Annotated in this window: 16 protein-coding genes and 1 pseudogene; 14 read left to right on the top strand and 3 right to left on the bottom strand. The window is 50.4% G+C overall.

The genetic code is table 11. The features are described from left to right. Nucleotides 1–146 precede the first annotated feature (146 nt). From AT687_RS06765 to AT687_RS06745, 5 genes are read left to right on the top strand one after another with little or no spacing between them, the layout of a single operon-like run. A complete protein-coding gene (locus AT687_RS06765; protein WP_003851744.1) occupies nt 147–731 on the top strand; it encodes an ATP adenylyltransferase in 585 nt (194 codons plus the stop codon). Beyond that, nucleotides 724–1,377 (top strand): phosphatidylinositol phosphate synthase, encoded by a 654-nt coding sequence (pgsA, locus tag AT687_RS06760; RefSeq protein ID WP_014303494.1) that lies wholly within the window; start codon nt 724–726, stop codon nt 1,375–1,377. Before AT687_RS06765 ends, pgsA begins: the two co-directional genes overlap by 8 nt. Before the next feature lie 26 nt (nt 1,378–1,403). Next, nucleotides 1,404–2,345, top strand: a complete 942-nt coding sequence (locus AT687_RS06755; RefSeq protein WP_014302003.1) for a phosphatidylinositol mannoside acyltransferase — start codon at nt 1,404–1,406, stop codon at nt 2,343–2,345. A gap of 17 nt (nt 2,346–2,362) precedes the next feature. After that, nucleotides 2,363–3,463: a glycosyltransferase family 4 protein gene (locus tag AT687_RS06750; RefSeq protein ID WP_014302002.1), complete on the top strand. Its 1,101-nt coding sequence runs from the start codon at nt 2,363–2,365 to the stop codon at nt 3,461–3,463. An 11-nt stretch (nt 3,464–3,474) separates the two neighbouring features. Continuing rightward, nucleotides 3,475–3,936 (top strand): hypothetical protein, encoded by a 462-nt coding sequence (locus AT687_RS06745; protein WP_014302001.1) that lies wholly within the window; start codon nt 3,475–3,477, stop codon nt 3,934–3,936. Here AT687_RS06745 and AT687_RS06740 read toward each other — a convergent pair. After that, entirely contained in the window at nt 3,933–5,132 is a 1,200-nt protein-coding gene (locus AT687_RS06740) for an aminotransferase class I/II-fold pyridoxal phosphate-dependent enzyme (protein WP_014302000.1), read from the bottom strand. The two genes, AT687_RS06745 and AT687_RS06740, sit on opposite strands and share 4 nt — an antisense overlap. Further along, nucleotides 5,132–5,857, bottom strand: coding sequence for a 6-carboxyhexanoate--CoA ligase (locus AT687_RS06735; RefSeq protein ID WP_014303493.1), 726 nt, complete (start codon nt 5,855–5,857; stop codon nt 5,132–5,134). Before AT687_RS06735 ends, AT687_RS06740 begins: the two co-directional genes overlap by 1 nt. Before the next feature lie 175 nt (nt 5,858–6,032). On the opposite strand from AT687_RS06735, the pseudogene AT687_RS06725 reads away from it, so the two are divergent. The 3 genes and pseudogenes from AT687_RS06725 to AT687_RS13605 all read left to right on the top strand — a co-directional run bounded on the left by AT687_RS06725 (nt 6,033) and on the right by AT687_RS13605 (nt 8,181). Next, nucleotides 6,033–7,388 (top strand): annotated as a pseudogene (locus tag AT687_RS06725) (IS256 family transposase). A 200-nt stretch (nt 7,389–7,588) separates the two neighbouring features. Continuing rightward, entirely contained in the window at nt 7,589–8,062 is a 474-nt protein-coding gene (locus AT687_RS06720; RefSeq protein WP_014301993.1) for a recombinase family protein, read from the top strand. A 20-nt stretch (nt 8,063–8,082) separates the two neighbouring features. After that, the gene (locus tag AT687_RS13605; RefSeq protein WP_077393422.1) at nt 8,083–8,181 is read left to right on the top strand and encodes a helix-turn-helix domain-containing protein; all 99 of its coding nucleotides are present in this window, start codon (nt 8,083–8,085) and stop codon (nt 8,179–8,181) included. A 361-nt stretch (nt 8,182–8,542) separates the two neighbouring features. Here AT687_RS13605 and AT687_RS06715 read toward each other — a convergent pair whose 3' ends face one another. Next, nucleotides 8,543–9,337, bottom strand: coding sequence for a cytochrome c biogenesis CcdA family protein (locus tag AT687_RS06715; RefSeq protein ID WP_035099717.1), 795 nt, complete (start codon nt 9,335–9,337; stop codon nt 8,543–8,545). 356 nt (nt 9,338–9,693) lie between these two features. On the opposite strand from AT687_RS06715, the gene AT687_RS06710 reads away from it, so the two are divergent. The 6 genes from AT687_RS06710 (at nt 9,694) to AT687_RS13050 (ending at nt 13,813) form a co-directional block, all read left to right on the top strand. Beyond that, nucleotides 9,694–10,740, top strand: coding sequence for a replication initiation protein (locus AT687_RS06710; RefSeq protein WP_227889286.1), 1,047 nt, complete (start codon nt 9,694–9,696; stop codon nt 10,738–10,740). Between the two features lie 31 nt (nt 10,741–10,771). Next, a complete protein-coding gene (locus tag AT687_RS13400) occupies nt 10,772–10,903 on the top strand; it encodes an ArsR family transcriptional regulator (protein WP_077393421.1) in 132 nt (43 codons plus the stop codon). A 223-nt stretch (nt 10,904–11,126) separates the two neighbouring features. Then, on the top strand, nt 11,127–11,309 hold the full coding sequence (locus AT687_RS13065) for a hypothetical protein (RefSeq protein ID WP_014310493.1): 183 nt from the start codon (nt 11,127–11,129) through the stop codon (nt 11,307–11,309). Nucleotides 11,310–11,329: 20 nt separating this feature from the next. After that, the gene (locus tag AT687_RS13060) at nt 11,330–11,500 is read left to right on the top strand and encodes a hypothetical protein (protein ID WP_224787951.1); all 171 of its coding nucleotides are present in this window, start codon (nt 11,330–11,332) and stop codon (nt 11,498–11,500) included. Between the two features lie 754 nt (nt 11,501–12,254). Continuing rightward, nucleotides 12,255–13,490 carry an NAD(P)H-dependent flavin oxidoreductase gene (locus AT687_RS13055; RefSeq protein WP_014319127.1) on the top strand — a complete coding sequence of 412 codons (1,236 nt, stop codon included), beginning with the start codon at nt 12,255–12,257 and terminating at the stop codon, nt 13,488–13,490. Beyond that, nucleotides 13,379–13,813, top strand: a complete 435-nt coding sequence (locus AT687_RS13050) for an FAD/NAD(P)-binding protein (RefSeq protein ID WP_227889282.1) — start codon at nt 13,379–13,381, stop codon at nt 13,811–13,813. The genes AT687_RS13055 and AT687_RS13050 overlap by 112 nt, the downstream gene beginning before the upstream one ends. The last annotated feature ends 265 nt before the right edge of the window (nt 13,814–14,078 follow it).

Raw genomic sequence — 14,078 nt, 5'->3', positions numbered from 1 at the left:
TGTATTCAACATATACATCGTGGGTTAATCCCCTCATTGAGTGCATAAACGAAGTACGGTGTAGTAAGAAATTGAGATAGTTACAACAGTAAGATTCAAAATTTGCTGTTGGACATTGTTATCTAACTGGTGGTTGAGGAGCAGATATGGGGTCAGTGCCAGACAACGGTGAAACATACGTTGATCAAGGCATCGGCGTGGAAGATCGTCTAGAACGCCTATGGGCGCCTTATCGAATGGCGTACATCAAGAAAGATCCCGTTGATGATGCACGTGGCTCTACCAACCCTTTTGTTCGGATCCCTGAGCTGTCAGATGAAGATGGGCTCATCGTTGCGAGAGGGGAGTACGTTTACTGCCTTCTTAATCTCTTTCCTTACAACTCTGGGCATATGATGGTTGTTCCTTATCGCCAAGAGCCCAATTTGGAAGACCTTACTGGCGAAGAAATTTCTGAACTTTTTGCTTTTGGCCAAGCTGCGATCAAAGTTGTGAAATCAGTATCGCGCCCAGATGCTATCAACGTCGGGTTCAATTTGGGTCGTGCATCGGGTGGCTCGGTGGGCGAACATCTCCATATGCACATTGTGCCGCGTTGGTCTGGAGACGCGAATTTTATGACTGTTATTGATGGGACAAAAGTATTGCCACAATTGTTGCGTAAGACACGGTCGTTGCTCGCGCAAGCGTGGAACGACATGGACGGAATCCCAGGAGTAGCTCATGCTTAGTGTCCATGGCAGGAAACCTGCAGCGGTTATCGTCGAGCCTGTGGCAAAAGCACTGATCAAGATTGGTTTTACTCCTAATTCCATCACCATCGTAGGTACCGCTATCACGATCGCGATCGCAGTCATTTTAATTCCAACTGATCATCTATTTGCTGCTGCCGTGCTGTCTGGCGTATTTGCAGCATTCGATATGGTAGATGGGACCATGGCTCGAATGCGAGGCGGGGGAACGAAGTTTGGAGCTACTCTCGACGCTTCTTGCGATCGGATTACTGATGGTGCATTGTTTGGCGCTATTACTTGGTGGCTGATATTTCATCATGCTGCATCTCAAATGCTAGTTGTTGCATCATTTGTGGTTTTGGTTTGTTCTCAGGTTATTTCCTATGTCAAAGCCCGAGGTGAAGCGTCGGGTTTCACCATGAATGGAGGTTTGGTCGAACGACCCGAGCGCCTGATTGTGGGCTTGGGAGGAATTGGTCTAGCCGGCCTTGGTGTGCCTTTCGCGGTAGACGTTGCAATTTATCTATTGGCTATAGGATCAATTTTTACTGTAGGGCAGCGCCTTTATATCGCTTCTCAATCCGAAAACGCCTTGGAAAAAACAGCTGCACCAGCTGGAGCCAAGGAACACCCTAATTTCTAAGGGGCAGACATAGACCAAGTATTTTTATGAAGTCAACAAGTATGAATACTAATAAGCGATTCCAAAATGTTAACCAATGGAAGCTTCACGCATCGGCAGCTGCGTATCTAGCTGGGTGGAAAGTAGTTCGCCTATTGCCAGAACCTGTGGCATATCGGTTATTTTCGTCGGCGGCGGTGATTGCTTCACGACGTGGCAGGGGGATGGATCAACTTCGCCGCAATCTCACGCGAGTAGTGGGAGCAGAAAACGTCGATAGAGCGTTGGTTAAACGGTCTATGCAATCGTATGCACGCTATTGGTGCGAAGCATTCCGGTTGTCTGTGATCGCTCGCGATCCTGATGTTATTCATCGAGTTGATGCCCATGCCGTTGGCGTGGAGCAAGTTAATCCCCATAGTCCGATGATTATTGTCTTGCCGCATTCAGGTAATTGGGACCTTATCGGCATGTATTTTGTAAAAAAAGTGGGCACTTTTACAACCGTGGCAGAACGGGTAAAGCCGGAGTCCCTTTTCCGTGCTTTTGTGAATTATCGTCGTTCACTTGGTTTTGAAGTTCTTCCGCTAACGGGAAGCGAGACTTCACCGTATTCTGTGCTTTTGCAACGCGTTCGCGAGGGGCGGACTGTGTGTCTATTGGGTGAACGAGATCTTACATCTCATGGAGTTGAAGTCGAGTTTTTCGGTGAAACTACTCGAATGCCCGCCGGTGCAGTAAAGCTAGCACTTGATAGTGGTGCACCTTTACATGTTGCGCATACATGGTTTGAAGGAGACGATTGGGGCTTGAGCCTATCTGAGCCTGTAGAGATTACTGATGTAAAATCTGGAGTTCAGGCAATTGCTCAGATAATGGAGAAAAATATTAAGGCCCACCCAGAGGATTGGCATCTTTTGCAACCGTTGTGGATAAATGATTTGGATCGACGGCGTTACGAATCAGGACTGCAACCAAAAAACGATTAAGAAAGGCGTAGCATTTGATGCCCTCAATGCGGATCGGTATTGTCTGCCCTTATTCTTTTGACGCTCCAGGTGGAGTTCAAGCCCATGTGCTTGATTTAGCCGAGAAATTCATTTCGCAAGGGCATCATGTTGAAGTTTTGGGGCCTGCTTCGGAATCAACTCAGCTGCCAGATTTTGTAACAAGGGGTGGTGCGTCATTGCCAATCCCATATAACGGATCAGTCGCTAGATTATCATTCGGTCCAAGCACATTTATACGTGCTCGAGATTTTATTAATCGCGGCCAGTTTGATGTGCTACATATCCACGAACCAAATTCGCCTAGTTTTTCCATGGCCGCGCTGAAAGTAGCACGCGGTCCTATTGTTGCTACATATCATGCCTCGAGCAATCGCTCATTGGCACTAAAATTTGCATTGCCATTTTTGCGTGGTCAATTAGAAAAGATCCGTGGTGGAATCGCAGTATCGGAAATGGCTAGGCGATGGCAGGTTGAGATGCTAGGCGGGGATCCGATCCTTATCCCCAATGGTGTTGAAACATCACAGTTTGAGCTCGACAAGAAGCCATTGTGGTCAGGGCGGATTCCGGAGATTGTCTTTTTAGGGCGTCTTGATGAACATCGTAAAGGTCTAGATATTCTTCTCCGTGCAGTAGACCGACTAGACCATGAAGTACGGGTTACAGTAATCGGTGGTGGAACTCATCCGCCGGCTCCTCGAGTTGATTTCGTGGGGAGAGTTAACGATGAAGAAAAGGCTGAAATTCTAGGACGAGCTGATATCTATGTGGCTCCGAATCGCGGGGGAGAAAGCTTTGGAATCGTACTCGTAGAAGCTATGGCTGCAGGGTGTGTCGTTGTAGCTAGTGATTTGGAGGCATTTTCTGCGGTGTGTGATGCACAGAGTCCGCAACCATCAGGAATACTATTTCGAAATGGTGATGCTGACGATCTTGCATCTACGCTGAGAAACGTTATTGAGAATCCCAAATTTGGGCAGGAACTCGTTACCTCTGGAACTCAAAGAGCAAAAGAATTCGATTGGGATAATGTTTCCAAAGAAATTATGCGGGTTTATGAGACAGTGTGTGATGGCACCACCGTGACCGCCGCATAGGAGAGACGTTTATGACAACAATTCTTGTTGCGATAGTTGTATGCCTTATCACCGTGTTTATCGCGTGGGCTTGGAGTACTGCACAGCGTTTGAATCGACTTCATATTCGTACGGATTCTGCGCTCCAAGCGCTTCAAGCAGCATTAGATCAACGATCTGCGGTGTTGGCGGCGCTATATCCTCAACATAATGCCTTGGCGCAGTCTGCCCAAAAGATCCAATTAGACTATGAAACCTTTTCAGAACGGTCTGAAAAAGAAAAACATGTCGGTGCGTGTATTTCTCTTCTTGGCGATGCTGTTCCTGCATCGTTGGTGGAAGCAGAGGCACGAGTCCAATTGGCCTTCCGCTTTTATAACGATGCGGTTGCAGATACTCGTGCCCTTAGAGTGCGTCCACTAGTTCGAGGTCTGCGACTTGGTGGAACTGCACGGCTTCCTATTTTCTTCGAGTTGCCCAACATCCATGACTAAGTGTTCTTTATTTCATGGAAACGATGACTATCTAATTGCTTGAGTGCATCAGCAAGTTGATCAATATCTTGGTGAGAATGCATCGATGTCATGGTTATCCTCAACATGGCATTGCCACGACTTACTGTTGGATATCTGATTGCTGGAATAAAAAATCCCTTATCACGAAGCAGTCGTGCAGAAAGCAGTGCCTGATTTTCGTCTCCAATTGGGTATGAAATGATTGCGGAGAAAAACCCGTTTTTCTGAACTGGGACTACATGTGAGCTTTGCTGTGCGAAGTAAGCAATATTGGATTGAAGCCTGCGGACACGATCTGGTTCTTGTTCTAGAACTGTCAGTGCCGCATCGGTAGTTGCCATCGTTGCTGGTGAAGGAGCAGTGGAAAAGACATATCCGCGCCCTTGATTGCGCAATAAGGTGGCTACCTGTTCAGAGCATAAAGCGAAGCCGCCTTCGCCTCCAAGGGCTTTACTTGACGTACCGACGATTACTTCTTGTGAGAAATCGGTCGGTGCGTGGGGGAACAAATGCGCAGTGCCACGCCCTGCGTTTCCTAAGCAACCGATTCCGTGGGCGTCGTCGATAAGCAACCATGAACCGTGTCGGGCTGCTACTTGGCGTAACTGTTCGAGATCTGCGATTGTGCCAGACATGGAAAATACTGCGTCGGTAATAACAAGTGAATTCGCAGTATCACAATGAGCTAATGCGTCATCGAGGGCTTCATAATCTCCGGTGGGAAAAGTCTTTACTTGAGATTTGCTGAGTCGACAACCATCAATGATGGAGGCGTGATTGAGTGAATCTGAATAGATGGTGCAATCTTTTCCGGCAAGCGTGGAGATAATGGTGACATTTGCTTGATAACCGGAAGCGAAAAACACTGCGTCGGGGGAGCCGAAGAATTGAGCGAGATGAATTTCGATGCTGCGGTGAATGCTGCTGCCAGTGGTCAATCGGGAGCCACCGGATCCTGTACCTAAAGAGCTGATTGCTTGGATTGCGGCGTTTTTTAGGAAAGGATGTTCGCTAAGGCCTAAATAATCAGAGCTGGAAAATAGCAGCGTAGGACGATTATCGATTATTGCGTGTGGAGTTTGAGGTGAAGAAAACTGCGCGGTTGTGCGCTCAAGGCCTCGTTCACGCCACTCCACATTGCGTTGGTGAGCATAAAAATCAAGCGATGGAGACATTAATTAACTCCGGTAATGAGGACTGGCTTTTGTTCAAGATAACTAATCGTATCTTCAGGCGTGCTCACCCGAGTATCCAATAGAAAAACACGCCCGCCGATGGGAGAATAGGGATCTTTCATGTGAGGAATACGGATGTAGGTATTTTCTGTTGTGACGTATCCCGTTGTATAGGCAGGATCGTCGGAGATACATATTTCTGCGACGATGCCCGGCGCGCTCATCACTTTGGACGCTAAGACTAGGGCTTCGTTGAAGTGTGACTTGTTAAGTGTTGGGCCAGCGGACTCTTGTGGTGTGACCCCAAACGTCGATGCGCGGACTCCTCGTTGTGGGTCGTAGGGATCGAGGCGTTGTCCAGTGTGCGCGCATAATAAAATTGCCCCGCGCATGTTGCGAGCATTCAAGACTGCATCGAGTGCCATCCGTGCGATAGTGGGACTAACAACGTTGGAAAGTTGCTCGATTACTTGACGGTGGGCTTCGCTAGGATGCTGGGCAGAAAGGCATCTGACCTCTAATGCAGGGACTTTGATGATATCTGCATCATTAATTCTGCGGATTGTAAGCGTGGTTATCTCCGGTTGACCCTTGGAATGCGTATTTGCACGCTTATAAAAGCTGGACAAAAATTCATTGGCCCGTGATTCATCAACAAGAGTTTCAGCTCCAGATATGTGTGCTCCGTTGCTGCTCGCATGCATTTTGACGCTGACATAGCTCATATATGAAGCATAAAACAATGAGTTAAACGGTGTTCAAGTTTATTGAAATAATCTCCACATATTTTCAGATGTCATGGCATTTTTTGTCGAACGGTGCGCCTCAATATTGATAGAAGCCGAGAGTGTCTAATGGTTTGTGTGTAGATTCCCAACCTGCATAAGGAGATGAACCAGAATGACTAGTGTGGCACGACGAGATCCGGCTGATAAAACCAAGATTGATGCGATTGAAAAGAAACTGCTTGCTAACCCTGACATCGCGAAACTCATTGACAAGCTAGGCACGTCCACCACGGATGCCAACAACCTGGTTCGGGGCATGTTGCAAACCTCGATCACTAGGGGTTTGAATGCTGAGATGGATGCCCACCTTGGCTACGAGTCTGGCGACAGGAGTGCTAAAGCTACTGCTGGGACAAACAATCACCGTAACGGGTCGTATCCAAAGATACGTGGATTCTCACTACGGGCCGGTTACGGTTGATGTGCCTAGGGATCGGGCTGGAACATTCTTGCCGACTATGGTCCCTAAAGGCTCGAGGAGATTGACCGACGTTGATGACATGATCGTCAGCTTGTATGCCGGTGGGATGACGATTTAAGGATATCCAGCATCATATGGCAACTGCGATGCGTGTCGATTATTTCCCATGAGACGATCTCCGCAGTCACCGACGCCGTCCTCGAGGCGGTCATGGTCTGGCAAAACCACCAGTTAGACGAATTGAATTCTACCCCGTAGTGTTTCTCGATGCACTGCGCATTAAAGTCCGCGACGGTGGCCGAGTGATCAACAAGTCCGCGTACATGGCAATGGGTGTGGATCTTGACGGTATTTAAGCACATTTTGGGGTTGTGGATTGCCAAAGAAGAAGGCGCTTCATTTTGGGCGCAGGTATGTGCCAATCTTTCTAACCGTGGGGTCAAAGACGTTTTTATCGTCTGTTGTGACGGGTATAAAAAAGGCCTGCCTGAAGCAGTCGAGGCAACCTGGCCGAACTCGATGGTGCAAACCTGTATCGTGCACCTGATTCGCGCAGCTAACCGATGGGTAGCCTACGGGGAGCGCCGGGGCGTATCGGCCGCGTTGAGAAAGATTTACACCGCCACAGACGAATCCACAGCTCAGGCTGTTTTAGACGAATTTGAAGCCTCTGAATTGGGAGAAAAGTATCCACGCTCAGTCAAGGTCTGGCGAGATGCATGGGCGCGTTTCGTACCGTTTCTACAGTTCCCACCAGCGGCCAGAAAGGTTATCTATACGACGAATTCGATTGAATCATTCAACAATGAACTGCGTAAAGCTACCCGCAACAGGGTGCAGTTCACCAACGATGAATCAGCGCTCAAGACGCTGTGGCTGATGATCTGCAATATCGAAGACAAACGCGCTGCCAAGAGGGCAAAGCAAGGCAAACGAGTCTCAGCGACAGCCGGCAGACTCATGGAAGGAGCCCGAGTTTCCGGCTGGAAACAAGCCATCAACCAAATGGTCGTGGCCTTTCCCGGCCGCTTCGATAAGTACCTATGAACCTAACCCCACACACAAACAACTTGACACGCTCCGTCGGGGCAGCAGGCGTTGGGCAGGATCGTGCAAGCCTTGCTTGCTGACGCTGATGGTCTCGATTGTGTTCAGCTTTATGCTCTCTCGGATGCAATCGAGTCGTATCGTGATGCGGTCATTGCCCAGGAGAATGGTACCTTTACGCCGTCGCGGGGCGAAGACTAATGGGCAATGACTCTGGTTCGCGTGGGCAGCGGGTGGGCTATATCCGGGTTTCGACGGTGGAGCAGAATAATCAGCGCCAGAAAGAACTACTCAATGCTTCCGGCAGAATTGACCGGTTCTTTGAAGATAAGATTTCCGGCCGCACCAAGACTGCCCGCCCAGGGCTGGGGGAATGTATGGCGTATGTGCGCTACTGTGACGAACTCGTCGTCTCGTCGATCGACCGCCTCGCCCGATCGCTGACGGATCTTCGCGGCATTGTTGATGAACTTATCGGCAAAGGTGTGACTGTTACTTTTCTGCATGAGAATCTCGCGTTTGTGAAAGACACTACAGATCCGCGTGCGGATTTAATGCTGGGTATTTTAGGTTCGTTTGCGGAGTTTGAGCGGGCCATTATCCGCGAACGCCAAGCAGAGGGGATTACGTTGGCGAAAAAGGCCGGAAAGTACAAAGGCCGCTACCTGCTCTAAGCACAGAGCAGGTAGCGGAGATTAAGCGGCGCACACTGGCGGGGGAGTCGAAAGCAGCCTTGGCGCGGGGCTTCGGCGTTACCCGCCCTACGGTGTACCGGGCGTTGAAAGGCTCCTAACAGGACAGTACAAAGAGAGAATGCATACGCGATACTTCTGCGCATCGAACAGTATTTCTTAGGGGTGTACCGAGCACGAATAGAGAGTGTCAGGATGTTTATGTGTGAGGCTCTAATCTAGAAGAAGTTTCACAGATAATGACTACAGTGTCACTGGAGAAAGGCCATGCCCCAGCGACGGTCAACAAGGTCAGCGAGAAGCTGATGGAAATCCTAGACTCGCCAGCCTGATTAACGAATTGTCGACCCCACCAATGAGGCCAAGGAACTGGTTAAGGGCCTGTTGCAGCCACCAATTAACGCTGGGGGCCTTGACCCCCGACGTGTCCACTTTCCGGGGGTCAGGCCCGACTGTAGCTATCTAAATAGGCAAGATTATCCCGGAAGCTGACCACTGTTGTACCCAGCTCACGAATACTCCCCACCGTCCAGTCAAGAGAAGGATATCTACGGAAACAAGCATCACTCCGCCGACTGTCGGAATAGTATGGGAATGACGCCTTAATTTTTCAAGATTTTTCAGTACTGCAGATGAACCTAGCGCTACTAGGACGAATGGCATTCCCAGCCCGAAGCAATAGGATGCGATGAGTCCTACTCCGCGCGTTGCGGTGACTCCATCAGTTCCTAAAGATATAGAGATAATAGCTGTGAGGGTGGGGGTAAGGCATGGGGTCCACCCTAGTGCAAATACTGCACCGAGTAGGGGAGCCCCGGCTATTGTTTGCCAACGGCGTGGAGCCATTCGAGTGTCTTTTTGAAATGGTTGAATGAATCCCATGAATATCAGGCCCATGAAGATGGTTACTACACCACCTACGCGCATTAGCATCTCTTTATTCGTCTGGATAGCCTGTATTGCCCCAAAGACTGCTGCAGTTTCGAGAATGAAGATTATGGTAAAACCCGCTACGAAGATCAGTGCAGAGCCGCAAACCCTGCCTCGATATCTCTTTACAAATACGCCATCATTTGTAGGCGCTGTTGTAGCTCCTACTACCCCGGCAAGATAGGATATATACCCTGGTACTAGTGGGATAATGCAAGGAGAAGCGAACGAAACCATCCCAGCTATGGCTGATGCTAGAAAAGCTAATATCAGTGGTCCACTGACGACAAGCTCAGAAAAGTAGAGCCTAGTTCGTTCATATTCGATCCTTCTTCCGAAGAGATTAAGGCTATTGGGCGAAAGTAATAAACTCCCCGTACATTACATTCGACGAATGTCGACCCCAAAGAGGCGAGCGACTCAATTGACTCAATGTTAATGACGGTGCAGGAAACGATATCGGACGGTTGCTTTTACTTTTCTTCGCTATGGGCGAAATAGCGAGAAAAGGCAACATTCCGACTGATGCATAGCCGACATTTTTGAAAATTTTTTCAAAACGCTGTACGGGACTCGGGGATGATGTACTTAATATATAGTAATCACTATGTGATCGCTTCGACACCGAGGCTTTAGGGCGGTGCGAGTACGTCATGCTTACCAGTAAGTAGTATGCCGCCGTCCTGGTCGTTGACGTTGACCAGGTAGGAACAGCCGGCGGTGACCCCGCAGATCTGAATCCTTATGTCCGTGACGTGGTGCGTTCACTTATCTCGAACAACATCGGGCCGGCCTGGGTGGGAATCAACCCCACGAACGGGAAAGCCCAGTTCATCTGGCTTATCGACCCCGTTTATGCCGACCGTATGGGTAAATCAGCGCAGATGAAGCTACTGGCAGCAACCACGCGCGTACTGGGTGAGCTTTTAGATCATGACCCGCACTTTTCCCACCGTTTTAGCCGCAACCCGTTCTATACCGGTAAGGCTCCGACCGCTTATCGTTGGTACAGGCAGCACAATCGGGTGATGCGTCTTGGAGACTTGATAAAGCAGGTGAGGGACGTAGCAGGACACGAACAGTTCAACACCGCCCCGCGCCAGCAGTTTTCCTCTGGCCGCGAGCTCATCAACGCGGTCAAGACCCGGCGTGAGGAGGCCCAAGCGTTCAAAGCCCTGGCCCAAGACGTGGATGCAGAAATCGCCGGGGGACTCGACCAGTACGATCCGGAGCTTATCGACGGTGTGCGTGTCCTCTGGATTACCCAGGGCACTGCAGCTCGCGACGAAACGGCTTTCCGCCATGCGCTCAAGACTGGGCACCGTCTGCGTCAACAAGGCCAGCGTCTGACAGATGCAGCGATTATTGACGCATACGAGCATGCCTACAACGTCGCACAGCGTCACGGCGGGGCAGGACGAGACATCGAGATACCACCGATGCGTGACCGTCAGACCATGGCAAGGCGTGTGCGCGGCTACGTCACCCAGTCCAAGAGCGAGGCCTACGCTAGCTCTAGTGCTCCAGGAAAAGCCACGAGTAGTGAACGCAAAGCACTCGCCACCATGGGCCGCAGAGGCGGTAAGAAAGCCGCACAACGCTGGGAAGATCGCGAAAGCGACTATGCACAAGGTCGTTTAGAAACCATGCGAAAGACGCATATGCGCAAAAGTGCAGGGGTTGTCCAACAAGCAAGCTGTTGGACAATTCGTAACTTCCTTTTGGATTGAGACAGAAAGAACTCCTACTAGGCGCGAAATCATGGCTGAAACAGGCCTGTCGGAAGCGACCGTGAAACGTCATCTGAGAACACTTCGTGCTGAGGGGAACCCTGCCGATGTAGGGGGGTCACACCATAAGCAATATACGGTTCCCCTGCCGACAGGCAGTTAGATAAAACCTCATATGAAGAAAAACCTTTCTTTAGTTTCCTAGCTTTGATACCAGCAGGAGCTCTCCGGTACTCAGCATCATTATGGGGAATATTCATTGCTTGTGCTATGACTTCTACTCGCAGGTGGCTTCTCCCCAGTGCCTCCAACGATGAGAAGTACTGGGGAGTGGTTGCGTCCCTTAGCGTGGTGTAAACCTTCGGAGACCCACTTAGAAGGTCCTTATGCGTACTACATCCTTTCGTCCCCTTATCGCCACCGCCATGGCGGTGCTCGCGTTTTCTTCAGCTGGAATGGAGGCAGCCACTACTTATGTGGTACCCGCCGCGAGCGTCACCACTCAGGTAGCGCTCGATCAATCCGGAATGAGCGATCCGCTGTTCCTGCTGAAGACGGACTCAAGCTGAATACCGCTGCAGGCGATTCCGTGGATATCGCCAACAACGTGGCTACGTGGCGGGATCAAGCGGGCAACATCATTGCTTCCATCGATCTCGACAATGAGGGCAACGAGAACGTCGCGTTCCGTTACGACGAGGCAACGCGGATGTTCGTTGCCGAGACGGCGCACCACGGTTGTGTCATGGCAGCCGCATAGGCCTTCAACATCACCTAGGGAGTCCTAGTGTGTCCCTGCGTCGGCATCTGTCGGCGGCATCGCCACGCCCATCGTGGGAGTTTTCACCGGTTCAGCCTGCGAGGCTGCAGGAGGCGCAATGATCGCCGTGGTTTCCTGTTAGCTGGAAAGGGCGGCGCCCAATGGAAAGACTTTCGACATCGAACCATGTGTACAGCGCGATAGTGTAGTTGGCCATTACTGCGGTAGCAATTCCGTTCAACCCGGGTATCCCATGGGTTACATGGGCAGGAGCGTTTCTGTTTCTGTTTTTCGCGGCCGAGCTTGTCTCCATGTTCATCAAGACTGGGGGTAGAAGGGGAAGGAAAGAAGACGCAGGCGGTTCTCTGCTTTTCCGCTGCAGCCGCACTCATTCTTATCCTCCTGTTGGTAATCTTTTTCGACTAACGGAGCACAGGAAATGGACGCCGAGCAGCTTTCGTTGCTCGGCGTCCATTCATCTTCAAGCGTTCTCATGTCCACCAGAATCGCCCCACTCTCTCACGCGCTTTTCCACTGTCGTACGAGCGCTGCCACGACCCAGTGTCAAGTCGAAATCCACACTTGCGAGCCCTGCCACGGCTCTCACTGTAGCCTGAGGATCAGAGACCGGTGCCTTTGAATATGAGAAAGCTATTGCGCGTTCGTGATTTTTCTTCGGGCTTATCTATCGGCGTATGGGGAAATCGTGTAGCGTGAATCACGCCGTGAATCTCACTGAGTAAGGATTTCATTCATGATCACTTTGAAGCGACCCTTGATTTTGGCACCAATGGCAGGGGGGCCTTCTGCTCCTGAACTTTGTGTCGCGGTAACAAATGCTGGCGGTTTGGGAAATATTGCTGCAGGTTACTTAACCCCAGAAAAGCTGATATCGGCAATTCAACAGGTTGAAGGTGAAGCGGACGGTCCGTACGGGATAAATATATTCTGCCCGCCTCCGGATCGAGAGCGTTCTTCTAAGGATCAGGACCTATGGAAGCGGTACCGCGTCTTACTCGAAAAGGATACCCAGATACTTGGGGAGTTACCTGAGCAACCCTTTACGGGGGACGACTTTTACCGGGAAAAGATAGACATTGCTTTAAGCTCGCAGGCTCAAGTAGTTTCATTTACGTTTGGCTACCCTGATGAAACGTTGATCCATGAGTTTCAAGAAGCAGGGAAAAGTGTTGTTTTAAATGCGACAACGCCTCATGAGATCGACTTTCTTGCATCCACCTCGTGTGATGCTATATGTGTTCAGGGGGCAGAAGCTGGAGGTCATCGAGCGACTGTGCTCTCTACCGAGAGTGAGGGATCGACTCATTCTACTTCTGAACTGCTGGAATATGCCTTGTCTAAAGTAAGTAAGCCTGTTATTGCTGCAGGTGGTATCGCGACTGCAAAAGAAGCCCTCGCACTCCTTCGCCGGGGTGCATGGGCTATACAGGTGGGCACCCATTTTCTTCTCGCAGATGAGGCGGGGACGAAACATACCCACAAGATTGCTCTGAAAGAGTTAAGCGGTCGGCCGACCACCCTTACTAAGGCGTTCACCGGAAGATTGGCTCGCGCCATCACCAATACTTTTACTGAAAAGTACTCCCAGTCCGCTCCGTCGATGTATCCGGAACTTCACCATTTGACTTCAGAGTTAAGAGCAAATGCTAATTACGCTGGCGACGTGGAAAGCCTTAACCTTTGGGCGGGAGTGAACTACGGGTGCACCCATTCGGCACCTGCGGCCGATATTGTTGATGAGCTGACCCCATATTCTACTTCTCTAGGCGTCGGTCGAGTCGTTCCTCTGGCTGCCCAGGTAGCTGTTGTGGGCGGGGGCCGAGAGGGCTGGCGGTCGTCGAAAGAACCCTGGACCGGTTGGCGCACAGTAATGATCGAGAAGAAACACCCGTACTGGTCTGGTTTGATGATTCATCCTTCGGATCCGGCAAGGTGTGGAATCCTTATCAGACCCCTGCTCTCCTCATGAATACTGTGGCATCTCAGCTCAGTGGTTTCCCTGATTCCAGCGCCGGTATCGAGGGGAAGTATCTCGAGGGTCCCACATTTTACGAATGGCTGAAATCTGAGAAAGCCTCTGCCTTCCTGCACTCAGATCCTGTCCTTTTGGAAGAGGCTCTGCAAACGGGTCCAGACACCTATACATCCAGGGCTCTCTATGGCGCTTATCTTCACTGGGTAGCTTCTCAGGTAGTTACTGCCTATCGAGATTATGTAGATATTCACTTAGTGCCCACGCGAGTGCTATCTATTTCCGATCAAGAGGGGGGCATACGCTCTCATGGACTCTGATGGGCACACAGTAGTGGTCAAAAATGTTGTGTTGGCAGTTGGGCATACCTCTCAGCAAATGTCTGAGAGCGAGCTTGAGATGGCACGTTCGGCAAACCAGGCGGGATTAATTTACCTCCCAAGGGGTGGCGCTTCACCGAAAGAAACTAGTCGAATATCGCCCAATGACACAGTGATACTTCGGGGAATGGGTTTAACTTTTTTGACTATCTGGAATTGCTTACCGAATATCGTGGCGGGCGGTTCTCCTCAGACGGGGATACCT

Source organism: Corynebacterium diphtheriae (genome assembly GCF_001457455.1).
Taxonomy (GTDB): domain Bacteria; phylum Actinomycetota; class Actinomycetes; order Mycobacteriales; family Mycobacteriaceae; genus Corynebacterium; species Corynebacterium diphtheriae.
The sequence above is the reverse complement of the archived record's forward strand: the minus strand, read 5'-3'. Positions and strand labels throughout refer to the sequence as shown.

Coding starts and splice junctions, on each gene's coding strand:
- AT687_RS06720 (WP_014301993.1), top strand. CDS start 7,589: ATGGGCAATGACTCTGGTTCGCGTGGGCAGCGGGTGGGCTATATCCGG.
- AT687_RS06765 (WP_003851744.1), top strand. CDS start 147: ATGGGGTCAGTGCCAGACAACGGTGAAACATACGTTGATCAAGGCATC.
- AT687_RS13400 (WP_077393421.1), top strand. CDS start 10,772: ATGGCTGAAACAGGCCTGTCGGAAGCGACCGTGAAACGTCATCTGAGA.
- AT687_RS13065 (WP_014310493.1), top strand. CDS start 11,127: ATGCGTACTACATCCTTTCGTCCCCTTATCGCCACCGCCATGGCGGTG.
- AT687_RS13055 (WP_014319127.1), top strand. CDS start 12,255: ATGATCACTTTGAAGCGACCCTTGATTTTGGCACCAATGGCAGGGGGG.
- AT687_RS06740 (WP_014302000.1), bottom strand. CDS start 5,132: ATGTCTCCATCGCTTGATTTTTATGCTCACCAACGCAATGTGGAGTGG.
- AT687_RS06755 (WP_014302003.1), top strand. CDS start 1,404: ATGAAGTCAACAAGTATGAATACTAATAAGCGATTCCAAAATGTTAAC.
- pgsA (WP_014303494.1), top strand. CDS start 724: ATGCTTAGTGTCCATGGCAGGAAACCTGCAGCGGTTATCGTCGAGCCT.
- AT687_RS06750 (WP_014302002.1), top strand. CDS start 2,363: ATGCCCTCAATGCGGATCGGTATTGTCTGCCCTTATTCTTTTGACGCT.
- AT687_RS06745 (WP_014302001.1), top strand. CDS start 3,475: ATGACAACAATTCTTGTTGCGATAGTTGTATGCCTTATCACCGTGTTT.
- AT687_RS06735 (WP_014303493.1), bottom strand. CDS start 5,857: ATGAGCTATGTCAGCGTCAAAATGCATGCGAGCAGCAACGGAGCACAC.